The organism is Tenacibaculum sp. FZY0031 (assembly GCF_036350695.1).
Taxonomy (GTDB): Bacteria; Bacteroidota; Bacteroidia; order Flavobacteriales; family Flavobacteriaceae; genus Polaribacter.
Window position 1 is genome coordinate 65,273 of the sequence record NZ_JAZDVY010000004.1, and the last position, 20,631, is coordinate 85,903.

Below are 20,631 nucleotides of genomic sequence, written 5' to 3' on the forward strand. Positions count from 1 at the left end.
TAATTTTTGGAAAACAAAAAACCAGTGTATATACACTGGTTTAAAGGTACTTATTTTTTAATTGAATTTACCAAATTCTTACACGATCTTCTGGTTTTAAGTACATTTTGTCTCCTTCTTTAACATCAAATGCTTCATAAAAGGCATCTACGTTTTTAAGAGGCATATAAGCTCTGTACATTCCAGGTGCATGTGTATCTGTCATAATTCGGTTTTTTAACGCTTCATCACGCATTTTTGTTCTCCAAATAGTTCCCCAAGAAAGGAAGAAACGCTGTTCTGGTGTAAATCCGTCAATTTTTTCTGGACGCCCATTCTTTTCTAAGAAAATTTGTAATCCTTCATAAGCAGCTTGTACACCACCTAAATCACCAATATTTTCACCTAAAGTAAACTCACCATTTAAGTTCATACTATCAATAGCAACAATATCACTAAATTGTTTGATTAACTTTGAACCAACTTCTTTAAACTTTTCAGCATCTTCTTCTGTCCACCAGTTTTTTAAGTTTCCATCACCGTCAAAACGAGCTCCAGAATCATCAAAACTGTGTGAAATTTCGTGTCCAATAACGGCTCCAATTCCTCCATAATTTACAGCTTCATCAGCTTTGTAGTTATAGAAAGGAGGTTGTAAAATTGCGGCTGGAAATACAATTTCATTGTTTACAGGATTAAAGTAAGCATTTACAGTTTGAGGAGACATTCCCCATTCAGTTCTATCTACTTCTTTACCTAATTTAGCCATATCTTTTTCAAAGTTCCACTTACGAACATTAACCGCGTTGTCAAAATACGTACCCCCTTCGTCTAATCCTTTAACAAGTAAAGTTGAGTAGTCTTTCCATTTATCAGGATACGCAATTTTAACAGTTAATTTGTGTAATTTCTCTAAAGCTTTTTCTTTAGTTTCAGCACTCATCCAAGGTAATTGCGCAATACGTTTTTCAAAACCTAACATTACGTTATCAATCATTTCCTTAGCTTTTTGCTTCGCTTCAGGAGGAAATTTTTCATCTACATATAACTTACCTAAAGCTTCACCAATAGCGCCGTTTAAATTAGCTAAAGCACGCTCGTCTCTTGGACGTTGTTGTTTAGCTCCACGCATATCTTTGCTATAAAATTCCCAATTAGCTTTTTCTAAATCAGTAGATAATAAACCTAAAGAGTTGTTAATAGCGTTCCAACGTAATGATAATTTAACAGTTTCAATAGGGCTGTTCTTAAGGATTTCATTCATTGCTTTGAAATACCCAGGATCTGTAACAATAATTTTATCAATACTATCAACACCAATTCCTTTTAAATGAGCTTCCCAATCAATTACAGGAGCCAATTCAGCCAATTCAGCAAGGGTCATTGGGTTGTAAATTTTACGCGTATCTCTACGTTCTTCTTTTGTCATTCTAGGCTCAGCCAAACTTTTTTCAAAAGCAACAATAGTCGCTGCATTCTTTTTTGCTGTAGCTTCATCATCACCAAACTCTTGTAACATTTTAGCTACAAAGATCTCATATTTTTCAAGTTTGTCTTTTACTTTTTCATCCACGTAGTAATCTCTTGATAAACCAAGTCCGCCAGCTCCCATATAACCCGCATTCATACTACTATTTTTAAGGTCGTTAAACACTCCAAAACCATAAAAACCAGCACCTCCATAAGGAGCCATGTTGGTAATAAAAGTTTGTACGTCGTTTAAGTCTTTAATTTCTTCAATTTTTTGAAGAAAAGGTTGTACAGGTGCTTTACCCGCTTTATTTCTAGCTACGGTATCCATGATAGTTTCGTAGTAGTTTACCGCTTTTTCTTGATCAGAATCTATTTCTTTTCCTTCAGCATCTTTTACTTTAGGGAAATTACCTTCTTCAATAGCCTTGTTTAAGATAGCTAATACATCTTTGGTAGTGGTTTTTCTCAACTGATTAAATCCTCCCCAAGAAGTTTCGTCAGCAGGAATTTCAGTGTTATCAATCCAAGAACCGTTAACATATCTAAAGAAATCATCGGTAGGTTTAACCGAAGTATCCATGTTTTCTAAAACAATTGCCTGTACTTTTTCTTCAGGCTTTTTGTCTGTTTTACATGCAATAACTCCTAAAGAAGCAACGGCAGTAGTAAACAGCATTTTGTGAATGGTTTTCATTTTTAATGTTTTTTGAATGAATCTTAATTTTAACAAACTACCTCGAGATTTTGTCCCGAGGTAGTAAATTTACTCTAATAAGAGTCTGTTTTTATAAAAATGTTACAGTTTTTAACTTTTTATTTTCGATTTTGGAGCATTTGGTAATGTTTCAAATCCCATGTTAAATAAAGTAAATCCAAAAATATCAGCATACTGTTCAATAGTTTTTGCTACAGGAGTTCCTGCTCCATGACCCGCATTGGTTTCAATTCTAATTAATACAGGGTTGTCTCCTTGTTGTTTCTCTTGTAATTCAGCAGCAAATTTAAAACTATGAGCTGGTACTACACGATCATCATGATCACCAGTAGTTACCATAGTTGCAGGATATTGAGTACCTTCTTTTACATTGTGTACTGGTGAATATCCTTTTAAGTATTCAAACATTTCTTTGCTTTGTTCAGAAGTTCCGTAGTCATACGCCCAACCAGCTCCAGCTGTAAATGTGTGGTAACGTAACATATCTAATACGCCTACAGCAGGCAAAGCTACCTTCATTAAATCAGGACGTTGTGTCATTGTAGCTCCTACTAATAAACCTCCGTTTGATCCTCCTCTAATAGCTAAGTAATCAGAAGAAGTATAGTTTTCTTTGATTAGGTATTCAGCAGCAGCAATAAAATCGTCAAAAACATTTTGCTTTTTTAACTGTGTCCCTGCGTTGTGCCATTTTTTACCATATTCACCACCACCACGTAAGTTTGGTACAGCATATACACCACCTTGTTCCATCCAAACCGCATTGGCAATACTAAAACTTGGAGTTAAGCTTACATTGAATCCGCCATAACCATATAAAATAGTAGGGTTTTTACCGTTTAACTCTAATCCTTTTTTATAGGTAATAATCATAGGAATTTTTGTTCCATCTTTTGATGTATAAAATACTTGCTTACTTTCATAGTCATCTGCGTTGAAAGAAATAGCAGGTTTCCAGTATAATTCATAAGTTCCATCTTCTGGGTTGAACTTATATGAAGAGCTTGGAGTATTGTAGTTGGTAAAAGAGAAGTATAATTCTTTTGCCTCTGCTTTTCCTCCAAAACCACCTGCAGAACCTACACCTGGTAATTTTACTTCTCGAATTAGTTTCCCGTCAAAATCATATTGTACTACTTTTGAAACAGCATCTACCATATATTTAGCAAAGAAGTATCCAGCTCCTGTTGATGGAGATAATACGTTTTCAGTTTCAGGGATAAAATCTACCCAGTTTTCTGGTGTTGGGTTTGCAGCATCAACAGTAACAATCTTTTTGTTAGGAGCATTCAAGTTAGTAACTAAGTATAATTTACTACCTCTACTGTCTATTACCCCCGTATCGCTATCAAAATTGTCAATAATAGGAGTTAACTTACTGTTAGGGTCAGTGAGGTCTTTAATAAATAACTTATTTCCTGAAGTTGAGGTTGAAGCAGAAACTAATAAATATTTGTTGTCTTCTGTTAAGTATCCACCCACATAACGATGTTTTTCTGCTGAAGTGGCTCCAAAAATAACTTCGTCAGAACTTTGAGGAGTTCCTAACTTATGGAAGTATAATTTATGTTGATCTGTTTTGGCAGACAATTCACTTCCTTTAGGTTTGTCATAACTAGAATAGTAAAATCCTTCACTTCCTTTCCAAGCTATTCCAGAAAATTTTACATCTACTAAAGTATCTTCTTTTATTTCTTTAGTTTCAGCATCCATTATAATAACCTTTCTCCAATCACTTCCTCCTTCAGAAATAGCATAAGCAACGGTTTTTCCGTCTTTGGTAAAACTTACTGAACCTAACGATGTTGTTCCATCTTCAGCAAATGTATTAGGGTCTAAGAAAATCTCTTCTTTCCCTTCTTTATCTTTTCTATATAAAACATATTGGTTTTGTAATCCGTTGTTTTTATAAAAATAGGTATAGTCACCTTCTTTAAACGGAGTTCCTACCTTTTCGTAGTTCCATAGCTCTGATAAACGATTTTTTAACTGTTCACGGTATGGAATTTTGTTTAAGTAATCGAAAGTAACTTCGTTCTCAGCTTTTACCCAAGCTTCAGTTTCAGCACTTCTATCGTCTTCTAACCAACGATAGTTATCAGTTACTTTGGTACCAAAATATTCATCTACAACAGGTTTTTTAGTTGTTTCTGGATAGTTCACACTAATATTTTTTTTAGGTTGCTTTTCTTCTTTGCAAGAAACTAAAATTGTTCCTGCACAAATAATGGGAAGAAGGATTTTTCTCATGATTAAAAAATTGGTTAATTAGACCAAATTTAGAAGAAAAACACTCATAGTCATTTATTTTAAGATGATTTTAACAAAAAAGCCCCTGTAAACCTATTGAAATAAAAACGACTACCTTTACATAATTATAATATGAATAAGCATGACTGAAAACTTAAACAAAGAAGCTTTTTTAAAAAAAGTTTTTAACTATGAAGAAAATAAAGAATGGAAATTTGAAGGAGAATTACCTGCAATAATTGATTTTTATGCTGACTGGTGTGGACCATGTAAAGCATTAGCTCCTGTTTTGGAAGAATTAAGTGTAGAATATGAAGGAAAAATACATGTTTATAAAATAGATACAGAAGCTGAACAAGAATTAGCTACTGCTTTTGGAATAAGAAGCATTCCTTCTATGTTGTTCTGCCCTGCTAAAGAAGATCCTCAAATGGCACATGGAGCACTGCCTAAAAAACAAATTGAACAAATAATCGAAGACGTTTTAAAGGTTACAAAATAGCCCTTAAAAAGAAGCAAATAAAAACTTAAAAAGTGATGCATTTTGTATCACTTTTTTTATGTTTAAACACAAAATAAGAAACTCAGTGAGTATCACTTATCAAGCGTTTTTTTTAATTTTAAAGTATTGATTTTTAAGTTTTTGTAAAAACTTAAAAAAATGTAAATTGAAGGAGAAAAGAAGATTTGTTAAAAACTTCAAGGGATTTGTGAATAAGTATAGCTTTCAAAATTTAGCAATTTTTCCAATCTTTGTTTCTATCTCAGGGAATAAAAAATAACACACTAAAAAGAGCTTAAAAAGCATGGCATCGATTGAACCAATTTTACAAGAAAATAAAGACAGATTTGTAATTTTTCCAATTCAACATAACGATTTATGGGAATGGTATAAAAAGCAACAAGCTTGTTTTTGGACTGCTGAAGAAATTGACTTGCATTCAGACTTAACCGATTGGAATTCTAAATTAACAGACGATGAACGCTACTTTATTAAGCATGTTTTAGCATTTTTTGCAGCATCTGATGGAATTGTAAATGAAAACCTAGCAGAAAACTTTGTAAATGAAGTGCAATATTCAGAAGCAAAGTTCTTTTATGGTTTTCAAATAATGATGGAAAATATTCATTCTGAAACCTATTCATTATTAATTGATACGTATATTAAAGATGAAGAGGAAAAAAATAGATTATTTAAAGCAATTGAAGTTTTCCCAGCTATAAAAAAGAAAGCAGATTGGGCATTAAAATGGATTGATTCAGATTCGTTTGCCGAGCGTTTAATTGCTTTTGCAGCAGTTGAAGGAATTTTCTTTTCAGGATCTTTCTGTTCAATTTTCTGGTTAAAAAAGCGTGGACTTTTACCTGGATTAACATTCTCTAACGAGTTAATTTCTCGTGATGAGGGTATGCACTGTGATTTTGCAGTACACTTACACAACAACCATTTGGTAAATAAAGTACCAAAAGAAAGAATTAGAGAAATTATAATTTCTGCTTTAGATATTGAAAGAGAATTTATAACGGAGTCTTTGCCTGTGAGTTTAATAGGAATGAATGCAACGTTAATGACTCAATATTTAGAGTATGTTACCGATAGACTACTTTTAGAATTCGAATGCGAAAAAGAATATGGGTCTACCAATCCATTTGATTTCATGGAAATGATTTCTTTGGAAGGGAAAACAAACTTCTTTGAAAAAAGAGTATCAGAGTACCAAAAAGCTGGAGTAAAATCCGGAGGTACAGGAAGCATCAGCTTTGATGCAGATTTTTAGGAACCAATAAGCTGCTATTTCCCCTACATGCAGTATTTACTCAGTTACAGCACTTTTTACAGTGTTTTAGCGTTATAATCGTTTCAAAAGAAACAAAACTAGTATTAACATTTTACATGTTGCCATAAACAACTATGTTTTGGCGACGCTATTAACCAACAAAAAACCAATATCAATATGTATGTAGTAAAAAGAGACGGCAGAAAAGAGCCTGTGATGTTCGATAAAATCACAGCAAGGGTTAGAAAAATGTGTTACGGATTAAACAATATTGTTGATCCAGTTAAAGTAGCAATGCGTGTTATTGAAGGACTGTATGATGGGGTAACTACTTCTGAATTAGATAATTTAGCAGCAGAGATTGCTGCAACAATGACAACTGCACATCCTGATTATGCAAAATTAGCAGCGAGAATTGCCGTATCTAACTTACATAAGAATACCAAAAAATCGTTTTCAGAAACAATGACTGATTTGTACGAATACATCAATCCACGTACAGGAAATAAAGCTCCTTTACTAGCAGATGATGTATATAAAATCATCATGGAAAATGCCGATAAATTAGATTCAACAATTATCTACAGTCGTGATTTTAATTACGATTATTTTGGTTTTAAAACATTAGAACGCTCTTATTTATTAAAGTTAAACGGAAATATTGTTGAGCGTCCACAACAAATGTTAATGCGTGTTGCTATAGGTATTCACAAAGAAGATATTGACGAAGCAATTGCTACATACGAATTGATGAGTAAAAAATATTTTACCCATGCAACACCAACATTATTCAATTCAGGTACACCAAAACCACAAATGTCATCTTGTTTCTTACTACAAATGCAAGACGATAGTATTGATGGAATTTATGATACCCTAAAACAAACAGCCAAAATTTCACAATCAGCTGGAGGTATCGGGTTATCTATTCACAATATTCGTGCTACAGGAAGTTATATTGCAGGAACTAACGGAACCTCAAACGGAATTGTACCTATGTTACGCGTATTTAACGATACAGCACGCTATGTAGATCAAGGAGGAGGAAAACGTAAGGGGTCTTTTGCAATGTATTTAGAGCCTTGGCATGCAGATATTTTTGACTTTTTAGACTTGAAGAAAAACCATGGTAAAGAAGAAATGCGTGCGCGTGATTTATTCTATGCAATGTGGATTTCAGATTTATTCATGAAACGTGTACAGGAAGATGCTGATTGGACGTTGATGTGTCCACACGAGTGCCCTCATTTATACGACACTTATGGAGAAGAGTTTGAACGTTTATACACAGGTTATGAAGCTGCTGGAAAGGGAAGGAAAACGATTAAAGCGCGTGATTTATGGGAAAAAATCTTAGAATCACAAATAGAAACAGGTACGCCGTACATGTTATATAAAGATGCTGCAAACCGTAAGTCGAATCAAAAGAACTTAGGAACAATCCGTTCTTCAAATTTATGTACTGAGATTATGGAGTATACGGCAGAAGATGAAGTAGCTGTCTGTAACTTAGCATCAATAGCAATACCAATGTTTGTTGCTGAAGACGAAAATGGAAATAAGTTTTTCGATCATCAAAAGTTATTTAAAGTCACTAAAAAAGTAATTCGTAATTTAGATACAGTAATTGATCGTAACTACTATCCTGTTAAAGAAGCAGAAAATTCAAATTTCCGCCACCGCCCAGTAGGATTAGGAATTCAAGGATTAGCAGATGCTTTCATCATGTTACGTTTACCGTTTACTTCAGAAGAAGCGAAGAAGCTTAACCAAGAAATTTTTGAAACCCTATACTTTGCAGCTGTAACCTCATCAATGGAAGTTGCTAAGGCGAAAGGAGCCTATTCAACTTTTAAAGGTTCTCCTATGTCAGAAGGAGAATTCCAACACAATATGTGGGGAATTAAAGATGAAGAATTAAGTGGTCGTTGGGATTGGGAAAAACTACGTAAGAATGTAAAAAAACATGGAGTTCGTAACTCGTTATTAGTAGCACCAATGCCTACAGCATCTACTTCTCAAATTTTAGGAAACAACGAAGCATTCGAGCCATACACCTCTAATATCTATACACGTAGAGTATTATCAGGAGAGTTTATTGTAGTAAATAAACATTTACTAGAAGACTTAGTAGAATTAGGTTTATGGGATAACAATATGAAAGAAGATATTATGCGTGCAAACGGATCTATTCAACATATTGACATAATTCCGCAAGAGCTAAAAGAGTTATACAAAACCGTTTGGGAAATGAGTATGAAAGATATTATTGATATGGCACGCCATAGAGGATATTTTATCGATCAATCTCAATCGTTAAATTTATTTATGAAAGATCCTGACTATGCAAAGTTAACATCGATGCATTTCTATGCTTGGAAATCTGGATTAAAAACAGGAATGTACTATTTACGTACAAAGTCTGCTGTAAATGCGAAGCAATTCACATTAAATGTAGAAAAGAAAGAAGACGAAAAACCGATGAGTCCTGAAGAGTTTAAGGCGATGGTTGAAGCTTCCAAAAATGCAGGTCCAGACGATTGCTTAATGTGTGGATCTTAAAAAAAATCATTGAAAACAAAGTGAATTCGTTTTTGTTAGCAATGAAAATTACCAATTAAATTAAAAGTGATAAAGAGAAGTCGAAAGGCTTCTCTTTTTTAGTATTTTAGAGGTCTATGGAGATAAAATACTTTATAATTCTTGGCATTTTTTCCGTAGCTGTTGCTATTTTAAGAAAGAATAACAGAATTGATTCAGATAAAATAGAAAAGAAAAAAGCTGTTAGGAGTAAATCAAAGAGTTTGCTAGATAAATTTAGGAATTCTACTGATTACAATCATCAAATTTCTAAAAGTATAGTTAGGTTATTAGAAAACTACCATTACCATGAGAATGTTGGAAAAACATTAACTGATGAAGAAATTAAAGTGATTGAAGAGAAGTTAAATCTAAAACTCCCAAAGTCATATAAACTATTTCTGAAATATTTTGGAGATGGAGGCGATTGGGTTTTTGTACAAAATATAGATAGTATCCAAAATGGAGGCTTTTATAAAGAATACGATTACCATAATACTTTAAACGAATCTGTTTATTTAGGAGAGGAGAAGGTTATGACAGAAAGTTTACTTTCTTTAATGTCTGAAGATTCAAATGGAGGAGCATGGTGTTGGTTAACTCATGAAGAGAAAAAGGGTAATGAATGGTCATTAGCTTACTACATGGATGGATGTTTGCATTACAAGGTGAAAAGTTTTACAGAATGGCTAGAAGTAGCTGCGTCTGATAAGGAGGTTATTAGAGAATATGATGTAGAAGAAAAACTAGGTTTAGGATAAAGATTTTGTATTTTCGACAAAATTTTATTTACGAATGATGAACTGGGAACAACTCCTTTCTTTAAAACGTTTTGGTGATACTCAAAAACGTGAACGTGCAAAACAAGATGAAACTCGTTTAGGTTTTGAGGTAGATTTTGATAGAATTATATTTTCATCGGCTTTTCGCAGCCTACAAGATAAAACACAGGTAATTCCATTGTCTAAAACTGATTTCGTCCACACTCGTTTAACCCACAGTTTAGAAGTATCGGTTGTAGGTAGAACTTTAGGAAGACGTGTAGGAAAAGTATTGTTAGAGCGCCACCCTCATTTAAAAGAGCTAGGCTATACTTTTAACGATTTTGGAGCCATTGTAGCTGCGGCATCGGTAATGCACGATATTGGAAATCCGCCATTCGGGCATTCAGGAGAGAAAGCTATTGGAGAGTATTTTAAAACAGGAAAGGGGCTTCAGTACAAAGATCAATTAACCGATTTAGAGTACCAAGATTTAATAGATTTTGAAGGAAACGCCAACGGATTTAAAATTCTTACAGAAAATAGAGAAGGAATTCAAGGAGGCTTACGCTTATCGTATGCAACACTAGGAGCTTTTTTAAAGTATCCTAAAGAGAGTCTACCAAAGAAACCAACGAAACACATCGTAGATAAGAAATACGGCTTTTTTCAGTCAGAAAAAGACGCTTTTTTAGATGTAGTGCAAGATTTAGGATTATTGAAGAAAGAAGCTGAAGGAATTTCTTATTACCGACACCCCTTAGCGTACCTAGTAGAAGCAGCTGATGATATTTGTTACACAATTATCGATTTTGAAGATGGAATCAATTTAGGGTTAATTGAAGAAGATTATGCCTTAGAATACATGATTAAGTTGGTAAAATATACGATTGATAGTCAAAAATACCATTCATTACAGCACACTAAAGACCGTGTAAGTTATTTACGAGCGTTAGCTATAGGAGTGTTAATTAATGAAGCAGTAACGATCTTTTTAGACAATGAAGTCGCTATTTTGAATGGAACGTTCGATAAGGGGCTGTTAGACAAATGTAAATACGAAGCTCAGATTAATGATATCATTAAAATAAGCGTCGATAAAATTTACAGAAGCAAAGAGGTTGTTGAAAAAGAAGTTGCAGGATATAAAATTATTGCAGACCTTCTAGATGTTTTTGTAACGGCTTTAAACAATAAGTTTGATAATGAACAATCTAATTATGATAAGCTGGTCTTAAACTTAATACCCAAAGAGTACCAACAAGATAAAGAGGATTTATACGATAGAATTATGCAAATTTCTAGCTATGTTGCAGGTTTATCAGACGGGTATGCTATTCGTTTGCACAGAAAAATAATGGGAAATATTAGTTAGAAAGTGTTAAATAGTTAGTTTTTTTATTTAAAAACAAGTCGTTTGATGTATTATTGCTAAAAATAATTAGGGTAAAGTAAAAATTATCTGTTATAGTACTCATCAACTACTTTATTATGAATAAAAAAATACTTTTTTTTAGCTTTTTAATTATAGCTATCTGCGGTGTTGTTTTTAAAGTTTCCGTTACTAATGAAACGGAAATTGATAAACTAAGAAAACAGCATGCAAAAACGTTGCAAGAACATCCTTTTCAAAAAACAGGAAAACTTCCTAAGAAAAAAAGAAAAGCGCAAGGACTGCCTCCGAACGCTTATTTTGAGCAAAAATACCTGAATGAAATCAATCCTAGTACAGGAAGAACACACAAAGAAAATGTTTACAGACTTCAAGAGGAATTAAACAAAAGAAGAATTGGACGAAAAGTACCTGGTGATGTCGATAATGCTTGGGTAGAAAGAGGACCAGATAATGTTGGAGGAAGAACACGAGCACTTTTGTTCGATCCAAATGATGCTACGAATGAAACTGTTTTTGCAGGAGGAGTTAGTGGAGGTTTGTGGAAAAATACAAACATATCAAACCCAGATTCTAAATGGGTTCGCGTAGGAATACCTGAAAACTTAGCAGTATCATGTATAGCTGGAGATCCAAATGACTCAAAAACCTTTTATGTAGGAACTGGAGAGTCGTATGTAAACGGAGATGTGAATGGAGATGGTTTATGGAAATCTACAGATGGAGGAAACTCTTGGTCAAAAGTGCTAGGAGGAGTTACAGGTGAAAGCTTTTTAGATACAAATTCTAAACTAACCGTTAATTCACCTGCCGAAATAGGAGGAGATTATATATCAGTATTAACAACTGCCTTTGGAGGAGATATAACAACACCAATAACACAAGATTTAATTTTAGTAAATGATGGAATAGCTCCAACTGACAATGGTTGTGAAGCTATTACAAATGCATCAGAACTAAATGGTAAAATAGCCGTTATTAGAAGAGGAACCTGTAATTTTTCAGCAAAAGCAAAAAATGCTCAAGACGCAGGAGCAGTGGCTGTAATTATAGTTAATAATGAAAATACAACTCCTTTTAACATGGCTGCAGGTGATGGAGCGGAAGCAGTAACCATTCCAGCAGTAATGATAAACCAAGAAATAGGAGATGCTATAATAACTAAGTTATCTACAGGTTCTGTAAATGGAACGTTAACAAAATTAAAAGAGGATGCGACAAATTCGACTATAGTTCCAGGAATACAACACATAAACGATATTGTAATAAGAAATAACTCAGGAGTATCTGAAGTATACATAGCAGCAGGAGAAGCAGGATATACAGGAGGAATTTCATTAGGAGGAGATAGTATTGGTGTTTACAAATCAATTAACGGTACGGACTTTACCAAAATAAACCTTCCAAAAACATCAGGAGGAAATCCTTATGAACCAAATAATTTAGAAATTGCCTCAGATAACTCAATCTATTTGAGTACTACAAGAAGCTTTACTTTTGGAGATGGAGGAGGAGCAATTTTAAAGTCGACTGATGGAGAGAATTTTAGTTTAGTTCATTCTATTGAAAATGGAATTAGAACGGAAATAGCATTATCACCTTCTAATGCAGGAATGGTATATGTGTTAGCAGAAATTAATGATTCTGAAGCTCCAGTAAAAATTTTAAAAACGACAGATAGCTTTACTACAGTTAATGAAACAGCATTACCAAATGATGCGGATACTGATATAGAAGCGAATGATTTTACCAGAGGACAAGCTTTTTATGATTTGTTAATAAAGGTAGACCCAAATGATGAAAACACACTGTATGTTGGAGGAATAGATTTATTTAAATCTACCAATGGAGCAGATAGTTGGCAACAAATTTCAAAATGGTCAAATAACAATTTATTATCCTCACTAGGGGTTTCTTTGGTACATGCTGATCACCATGGTTTGGCATTTGCCTCTTCTAGTAGAATGGTGTTTGGTAATGATGGAGGAGTATACTATTCTAATAACTCAGGATCTACAATAGATGCTAGAAACAACAATTATAATACACTACAGTTTTATACCCTAGGAGTAGCACCAACAACAGCATTTGAAGGAAAAGAATATTTCTTAGCAGGAGCACAAGATAATGGAACCCAGTTAGTTCAAGAAGCTTCGGAAGGAATTAATAGTTCAATAAGAGCCTCTGGAGGTGATGGTGCTGCCAGTTTTTTTGACACCGATGGAAAGGATAAGTATTTTATAGCGAACTATGTTTATAACCAAAGTATAATATTGTATGACTACAAAACAGATAAAGTAATAACCATTAACGATGAAAATGCTCGTAATGGAGATTTTATAAATCAAGAAGAGTTAGACTCTAATTTGAATATTTTATATTCAAATTATTCATCATCATCTTTTAGTTCAGCAATTAGAAGATACTCAAATATCTTGGTAGACGGTTTGGTAGAAAAATCATTATTAACAAATGTATTAATGGATTCTGAACCATCTGCATTAAGAGTATCACCTCATACAACTACTTCAAGTAAACTATTTGTGGGATTAAAAAATGGAAAACTTCTTAAAGTAGAGGGCGCTGATTCAGGTTCTGGTACTTGGTCTAATATAACAGGACCTGACTTTGTTGGTTCGGTATCTGATATTGAGTTTGGTGAAACAGAAAATCAAATTTTTGTTACAATGCATAATTATGGTGTAAACAACATTTGGTATTCTAATGATGGAGGAGCAAATTGGGTTAGTAAAGAAGGTAATTTGCCTGATATCCCAGTAAAAGCAATATTACAAAACCCATTAAGTAAAAATGAAGTAATTATAGGTACAGATTTAGGTGTTTGGAAAACGAGTAATTTTAATGATGTTTCGCCTATTTGGACACAGTCTTATAATGGAATGAGTAATGTTCCTGTTTTAGATTTAGATTTGCGAGATGATAATACTGTTTTTGCAGCTACTTATGGTAGAGGTGTTTTCTCAGGGAAATTTACTTTTGATGTAAATGGAGACGAAGATGGAGACGGTGTGTTAAACGGAGTAGACAACTGCCCTAATACAGCAAATCCAGACCAAGCAGATGCTGATGGAAACGGAATAGGAGATGTTTGTCAAGATACCGATGGAGATGGTATTTTAGATGTCAATGATAATTGTCCAACAACAGCAAATCCAGATCAAGCAGATGCAGATAATAATGGAATAGGAGATGCTTGCCAAGATACCGATGGAGACGGTGTAATGGATAATGTAGACAACTGTCCTAATACAGCAAATGCCGACCAAGCAGATGGTAATGGAGATGGAGTAGGTGATGTTTGTGATACTAGTTATAAGAATGCAGATAATATTGCTATCCAAACTACATCAGAAACCTGTGCAGATGAAAACGACGGAAAAATCACTGTAAACGTTAAGCAAACCTTTGTAAGTTATACCGTTACTGTAAAAGGAACCTCAACAGAAGTATCTGAACAATTAACAACAGAATCAATAACATTTTCAAACCTAGTACCTGGTGCGTATGAAGTGTGCGTGAAGGTGAATGATAGAGACGATTATGTGCAATGTTTCGAAGTTCAAATAAAAGAAACAAGTCCAGTTTCATTAAAAGTTGCTAAAAATAATGTAGCGAAAGGGTATACAATAAATGTTACATCGGGTACAGCTCCTTATAATGTATATTTAAACGGAAACTTAATAGACACATTTAATCACTCAACGTTTGATATCAATGTTCAAGGAAGTGGTATCTTAGAAGTTAAAACAGCAAAAGAATGTGAAGGAAAATTTAAAACAGTTATCGACAATATTTTCCTTAAGAAAAACCCAGTTTCAGAATCTATTGACTTATTAGTTCCTAACGATGCTGCCTCAACTATTGAGGTTATGGTTTATGACGTTACAGGAAAAGTTGTATTAAAAAACAAGATTAACAAACAAGGTAATGAGTTATCTATTCCTTTCAATAAGTTTAAATCAGGAATTTATATCCTAAAACTAGGAACAGATGAAACAAACACATTTAAAATATTAAAATAATGAAAAGAGTACTTAAAACACTAGGATTATTTTCAACAGCACTGTTATTTAGTTGTGGAGGAGGAAGTAGTAGTGGCGGCGGTGGAGAAGTTGTTAATGAAGCGCCAACCAAGGTAACCCTAACATATCCCACACAAAACTTATTATGTATTGATAATAGCATTCCTTTTGATTGGAGCGATGCGACAGATCCAAATAATGACAACATTAGTTATAAAATTGAAATAGCAACGAATAGAGAATTAACAAATATTGTTAAAACTCAAACTGCAGTTGCGTCGAACATCACTATCGCTTTAGATAAAGGAGTCGCTCATTATTGGAGAGTGACAGCAGTTGATAATAAAGGAAAAGAAGGAGATCCATCGGAGGTCTTTGCTTTTTATACTAAAGGCGAGGGAGAAACAAATACAGCACCATTTACAGCTGAATTAGTAAAACCAGAAGATGAAGGAACGATATCTGGAACTACCATAACTCTTCAATGGAAAGGAGCTGACTCAAATACTGGAGATACATTAACCTATGATGTATATTTTGGAGAAGATGCAGACCCAACAACAATAAAAGAAGAAAACTTAAGTACTACTAGTTTAGAAGTTGATGTTGTAAGTGGTAAAACGTACTATTGGAAAATAAATACTAAAGACAACTCGGGAGCGAAGTCAATAGGACAAGTTTGGAGTTTTACTGTAAACTAAAAAGAGTTTTTAATAAAAAAAGCGATGCTATTTAGCATCGCTTTTTAGTTTTATGAAATTATTTTTTTAAATGTTTCTCAGCTACTTTTTCAAGTTCATCATACCAGTTTTGCCCAAACTTTCTAATTAAAGCTTGTTTTACAAATTTGTATACAGGAACTTGCAGTTCTTTACCTAAAGAACAAGCATCATCACAAATTTCCCATTTGTGGTAGTTGACGGCAGCAAATTCACTATAATCCTTTACACGAACAGGATACAAATGGCAAGAAACAGGTTTTTTCCAATCTACAATACCTTGATTGTATGCTTCTTCAATAGCGCATAAAGCGGTACCCTTATCATCAAAAATAACATAAGCACAATCAGCATCGTTTATTAAAGGGGTTTCTAGTTCACCAAAATCACTAGTAATCCAAGTACCTTGTTTTTCAATAGCATCAATTCCTTCCTTTCGTAAAAAAGGTTTGATTCTTGGGTAAATCTCTTCTAAAATTGCGGTCTCTTCTTTTTCAAGAGGCGCACCTGCATCCCCATCTATACAACAAGCACCTTTACATGCCGATAAGTTACAAACAAACTCTTTTTCTATAAGGTCTTCAGAAACGATGGTTTTTCCTAATTGAAACATAAAATGTCTTTAATATTGGAAGTTTATATTAACTTCTCGTAAATTTAAATGCAAAAATACTAGATTGTAATATTACTTATATAATTTTGCACGCGAAAATATAGCAACTATGGACTTTAACTTCAAAGAAATTTTTACAGCCTTTATGGTACTGTTTGCGGTAATTGATATTGTAGGGAACATTCCTATTATTATAGATTTACGTAAAAAAGTAGGACACATTCAATCAGAAAAAGCTTCTGTAATAGCAGGTTTTATCATGATTTTGTTTTTATTTTTAGGACAGAGACTATTAAATTTAATAGGTATTGATGTACATTCATTTGCCGTAGCTGGTTCTTTTATCTTATTTTTTCTAGCGTTAGAAATGATATTGGGAATAACCCTTTATAAAGAAGATGATGAGGAAGCGCTAAGCGCGACTGTTTTTCCTTTGGCTTTTCCATTAATTGCTGGTCCTGGTAGTTTAACAACATTACTTTCTTTACGAGCTGAATTTAATTTGGAGAATATAATAGTAGCTGTTTTGTTAAATGTAATTGTCATTTACATTGTGTTAAAGACTTCTTCTAAAATTGAAAAAGTTATTGGACCTAACGGAATTAATATTATTAGAAAAATATTTGGAGTAGTCTTATTGGCCATTGCAGTAAAACTATTTGCAGCTAATTTTAAAATGTTAGTAGCTTAAGATGATTTTTGACACACTTATTGTAGGAGGAGGAGTATCAGGCATGCAATGTGCTTTAGTTTTAGGGTCTGGACTTGCTAAAGAGTATGCAAAAAACAAAAAAGTAGGAATTATAATGCATCAGCGTTCTTCTCATTTACAAGATGCACTTTTTAATAATGTTCTTGGACTTGCTCCAGGAACTTTAGGAAAAGACATTCTCGAAGAAGGGAAAGAGCAGTTAACACAATTATACCCAAAGGTATCTCAAATAGATAACGAGAAAGTAATCGCTGTTTTGGAAGAAGAAGATATTTATAAAGTTGTTACAAATAAAAAAGAGTACCGTAGCAACAATGTAGTTATAGCACTTAATTACTCTAAACCGTTCGATATAGCTGGGTTAGAACAATATGTAGAACGACATATGCGTGCAAATGCTATGAAAGATAGAATTCAATTGCGTAACTTTAACCACTTAATTAGAGAAGGATTATATGTTTGTGGAACACTAGCTGGTTGGAGAAGTCAATTTGCGATAGCCGCAGGAAGTGGAGCAAGTGTAGCGACAGATATTTTAACCCTATGGAATGAGAATGTACCAACAAAGGTGCATGATAAACATACAAAAGACTAAATTATTTAATAGAGAATCATGAAGAAAGTAATAGGAGTAATAACAATGCTCGCATTGTTTATTAATTGTGGAGGTAGCGATAGTGAAGTTGTACCACCGGTAGAAGAAGATAAAGTAATAGCTGTTAATGATTCTTTTGAAGCAGCAGAAAATAAAGAGACCGTATTGCCTAGTTTTTTGGCAAATGACACATATACTTCCGGAAATGTAAAAGTAACGTTCGAGACCACTTCTGCAAGAAATGGAACCGTAGTTCAAAGTAATAATGTGTATAAGTATACACCAGCTCAAGATTTTGTAGGAACAGATTCTTTTAAGTACACTATTTGTAGTACCATTACACCAAGCAGCTGTTCTACAGCAACAGTAGTAATTAATGTTAATGCTTCTGCTAATGGCAATTCAGGAAATTTTACCATTCCTACCGAATTATCAGCATATTATAAAGATATAGATTTTACACTTACAGGAAACTCTTTAATGGATGAATTAGCAGTAACTATTGCTAGTACTCACACTACTAATTTATCGTATACTCCTGAAGTATGGGATGTATTAAAACAATCAGATATAGACCCTAACGATCCTAGCAAAGTAGTTTTAATTTATGGTTATGATGATGCAGATGGAAATTATGTAACAGATAGAACTCGTAGTAAAGATGCCAATGGAGGAAATACAGGAGATTGGAATAGAGAACACGTGTATCCTAAATCATTAGGAAATCCTAATTTAGGAACCAGTGGACCAGGAGCAGATGCGCATCATTTAAGACCTAGCGATGTAACATTTAACTCTCAAAGAGGAAATAAATTATTTGCAGCAGGCGCAGGAAATGCTGGAGATGTGTCTGCGAATTGGTATCCTGGAGACGAATGGAAAGGAGACGTTGCTCGTATGATAATGTATATGTACCTACGTTACGGCAATCAATGCTTGCCAAAAAATGTAACGGTAGGATCAATTACCGCGTCAGATAGCAATATGGTTAGTTTATTGTTAGAGTGGAATGCAGATGATCCGGTGTCGGATTTAGAGATACAACGCAATAATGCTGTTGCTAAGGAACAAGGAAATAGAAATCCTTTTATAGACAACCCATATTTAGCCACGGTTATTTGGAATGGGACAGAAGCAGAGAATACTTGGAAATAAGTGTTGAACCTATCGGCGCTTTGTTTTTAAAAGCATCGATAGGTTACTTTTATAAGTTCTTCCAATAGGAACTTTCCTGTTTTCAAAATGCAGTGATGTTCCTGTAAACTTTTCAATTTTAGTAAAGTTAACTATATATGACTTATGTACTTGTATAAATTGATGAGAATTAAGCGTTTCTTTCCAGTTTTTTAAAGAGTCGATAATTGTTAGTTTTTTATCAGAAGCAATGAAATGTAAATAGTTTCGATCAGACTCTATATAGAAAATGTCTTCTAAATTGACTTTATGAATAACCTTGTCAATATTTAGGTAAATAATATTACTATCAGAAGTGTTAAGGTTGTTCAGTTGGTTTTCCACTTTACTTACAGCTTTTAAAAAACGGTCGAAAGAAAATGGTTTTACTAAATAATCAACAATAGTATCTAGCTCAAAACTACTTACTGCATAATCAGGATATGCAGTGGTAATAACTATTTTAGGAGGTTTTTTCACCGTTTTGATAAAATCTAATCCAGGAATATCAGGTAAATTAATATCCAGAAAAACAACATCTGCAGTATTGTTTTTTAAAAACTCATTAGCTTGCATTGCTGTTTGAAACGTATGTACAATTTCAGCATCTGGAATTTTGCCTACATACTTTTTCAAAATAGTTTGCGCAGGCAACTCATCTTCAATAATTATACATTTCATAATTGCTCTATTTTCAGTTCTACAGTAAAGATATCTCCTTTTTGATGAACGAAAAGAGAATGATTATCTGGATAAATCAACAGCAATCTCTTTTTTAAGTTTTCCAAACCAATAGCATTGCTGTTTTTATTTGTATTGATATTGAATTGATTACTGCTTATTAAATGCAATTGATGGTTGGTAGCGTTGATAGAAATATCAACCTTACTGTGTGCAATACTATGCTTAAAAGCATTTTCAATAATAGTAATTAAAAGAAGTGGAGCAATTAGGTATTGATTATTATCAGTTTTGTATTGATAATTAATTTCCTTCACTCCTTCAGTTCGAATTTTTTGAAAATCTATGTAATTCTGTATAAAAATGAGTTCTTTTTCGAGAGAAACCTTTTCAGAATTTGTCTCATATAAGACATGTGTAAGGTTTTCAGAGAGTTTTAGAATTAAATTAGGGGTTTGGTTAGGTTTATCGATAGAGTATGCGTAAATCGTGTTTAAATTATTTAATAGTACATGTGGGTTTATCTGAGATTTTAAAAACCTCAGTTCCATTTCTGTTCGTTCTTGAGTTATGGATTCCAGTTTGCCTTGTTCATCTATAAATCTAAAAAGCATCCAAATAAAAGAGAAAAATAACAAAGGGACCAATGTTTGCCATAAATAATCACTTAAACACTTCATGATAGAACATCCGCAACGAGCAAAAACATTGCAATACAGCTGTGTTGCTAGTACAGAAATAAATATAAAAACCACTCCATACAACATATACCATTTCTTTTTTACAAACAGAGGAAGTAAAAATTGATTGTTGGTATATACGATAATGATAAGAATAAAAAAGTACTGTAAAAAAGGATTTTCAGCCCAATAATAGGGTGTAAACACAAAAAGAGAAATAAAGACAAACAAAGTCCAAAAAAGGAGATGGATTAATATTTCTGCGCTATGTTTTTTAATAAAGCTCATCATGTGTTTCAAAATAAACAAAATATAAGTTATAATCAAAGCTGAAGGTACCAACGACATTTTTCTTTATATCAATAACATGTTGTAAGTTGTTGGTACCTGTTTTAAAGTAGTGTGTCCGTTTGATTTTTTTTGGGAGAGATATTCAAATAAATTCGAAGAAATAAAATATTTAATACGAACTAAAAAAATATCAAA

15 protein-coding genes are annotated in these 20,631 nt (G+C 33.3%); 10 read left to right on the plus strand and 5 right to left on the minus strand.

The window, feature by feature from the left end; translation table 11 throughout:
* Positions 1–67: 67 nt before the first annotated feature.
* Both V1T75_RS06485 and V1T75_RS06490 read right to left on the minus strand, forming a co-directional pair.
* On the minus strand, positions 68–2,146 hold the full coding sequence (locus V1T75_RS06485) for a M13 family metallopeptidase (protein WP_330487741.1): 2,079 nt from the start codon (positions 2,144–2,146) through the stop codon (positions 68–70).
* 111 nt (positions 2,147–2,257) lie between these two features.
* Positions 2,258–4,417 carry a prolyl oligopeptidase family serine peptidase gene (locus V1T75_RS06490; RefSeq protein WP_330487743.1) on the minus strand — a complete coding sequence of 720 codons (2,160 nt, stop codon included), beginning with the start codon at positions 4,415–4,417 and terminating at the stop codon, positions 2,258–2,260.
* 142 nt (positions 4,418–4,559) lie between these two features.
* Between V1T75_RS06490 and trxA the strand changes: the two genes are divergently transcribed.
* From trxA to V1T75_RS06525, 7 genes are all read left to right on the plus strand, one after another.
* Positions 4,560–4,919, plus strand: coding sequence for a thioredoxin (trxA, locus tag V1T75_RS06495; protein ID WP_330487744.1), 360 nt, complete (start codon positions 4,560–4,562; stop codon positions 4,917–4,919).
* Positions 4,920–5,223: 304 nt separating this feature from the next.
* A complete protein-coding gene (locus V1T75_RS06500; RefSeq protein ID WP_330487745.1) occupies positions 5,224–6,195 on the plus strand; it encodes a ribonucleotide-diphosphate reductase subunit beta in 972 nt (323 codons plus the stop codon).
* Between the two features lie 177 nt (positions 6,196–6,372).
* Positions 6,373–8,757, plus strand: a complete 2,385-nt coding sequence (locus V1T75_RS06505; protein ID WP_330487746.1) for a ribonucleoside-diphosphate reductase subunit alpha — start codon at positions 6,373–6,375, stop codon at positions 8,755–8,757.
* A 116-nt stretch (positions 8,758–8,873) separates the two neighbouring features.
* Positions 8,874–9,536 carry an SMI1/KNR4 family protein gene (locus V1T75_RS06510; protein WP_330487747.1) on the plus strand — a complete coding sequence of 221 codons (663 nt, stop codon included), beginning with the start codon at positions 8,874–8,876 and terminating at the stop codon, positions 9,534–9,536.
* A gap of 37 nt (positions 9,537–9,573) precedes the next feature.
* Entirely contained in the window at positions 9,574–10,911 is a 1,338-nt protein-coding gene (locus V1T75_RS06515; RefSeq protein ID WP_330488006.1) for a deoxyguanosinetriphosphate triphosphohydrolase, read from the plus strand.
* Positions 10,912–11,027: 116 nt separating this feature from the next.
* Positions 11,028–14,972, plus strand: a complete 3,945-nt coding sequence (locus tag V1T75_RS06520) for a thrombospondin type 3 repeat-containing protein (protein ID WP_330487748.1) — start codon at positions 11,028–11,030, stop codon at positions 14,970–14,972.
* The gene (locus tag V1T75_RS06525; RefSeq protein WP_330487749.1) at positions 14,972–15,673 is read left to right on the plus strand and encodes a hypothetical protein; all 702 of its coding nucleotides are present in this window, start codon (positions 14,972–14,974) and stop codon (positions 15,671–15,673) included. The genes V1T75_RS06520 and V1T75_RS06525 overlap by 1 nt, the downstream gene beginning before the upstream one ends.
* A gap of 58 nt (positions 15,674–15,731) precedes the next feature.
* On the opposite strand, the gene V1T75_RS06530 is transcribed toward V1T75_RS06525, so the two are convergent.
* Complete coding sequence (locus V1T75_RS06530) at positions 15,732–16,304, minus strand: DUF3109 family protein (RefSeq protein WP_330487750.1); 573 nt, start codon at positions 16,302–16,304, stop codon at positions 15,732–15,734.
* 109 nt (positions 16,305–16,413) lie between these two features.
* On the opposite strand from V1T75_RS06530, the gene V1T75_RS06535 reads away from it, so the two are divergent.
* Genes V1T75_RS06535 through V1T75_RS06545 form a run of 3 tightly spaced genes read left to right on the plus strand, consistent with a single transcriptional unit; the run spans position 16,414 to position 18,766 of the window.
* On the plus strand, positions 16,414–16,995 hold the full coding sequence (locus V1T75_RS06535) for a MarC family protein (protein ID WP_330487751.1): 582 nt from the start codon (positions 16,414–16,416) through the stop codon (positions 16,993–16,995).
* A 1-nt stretch (position 16,996) separates the two neighbouring features.
* Complete coding sequence (locus tag V1T75_RS06540) at positions 16,997–17,611, plus strand: FAD-dependent oxidoreductase (protein ID WP_330487752.1); 615 nt, start codon at positions 16,997–16,999, stop codon at positions 17,609–17,611.
* Positions 17,612–17,629: 18 nt separating this feature from the next.
* The gene (locus V1T75_RS06545) at positions 17,630–18,766 is read left to right on the plus strand and encodes an endonuclease (RefSeq protein WP_330487753.1); all 1,137 of its coding nucleotides are present in this window, start codon (positions 17,630–17,632) and stop codon (positions 18,764–18,766) included.
* A 9-nt stretch (positions 18,767–18,775) separates the two neighbouring features.
* Here the strand turns inward: V1T75_RS06545 and V1T75_RS06550 are convergent, their stop codons facing one another.
* On the minus strand, positions 18,776–19,465 hold the full coding sequence (locus tag V1T75_RS06550; RefSeq protein WP_330487754.1) for a LytR/AlgR family response regulator transcription factor: 690 nt from the start codon (positions 19,463–19,465) through the stop codon (positions 18,776–18,778).
* On the minus strand, positions 19,462–20,436 hold the full coding sequence (locus V1T75_RS06555; protein ID WP_330487755.1) for a sensor histidine kinase: 975 nt from the start codon (positions 20,434–20,436) through the stop codon (positions 19,462–19,464). Before V1T75_RS06555 ends, V1T75_RS06550 begins: the two co-directional genes overlap by 4 nt.
* Between the last annotated feature and the right edge of the window lie 195 nt (positions 20,437–20,631).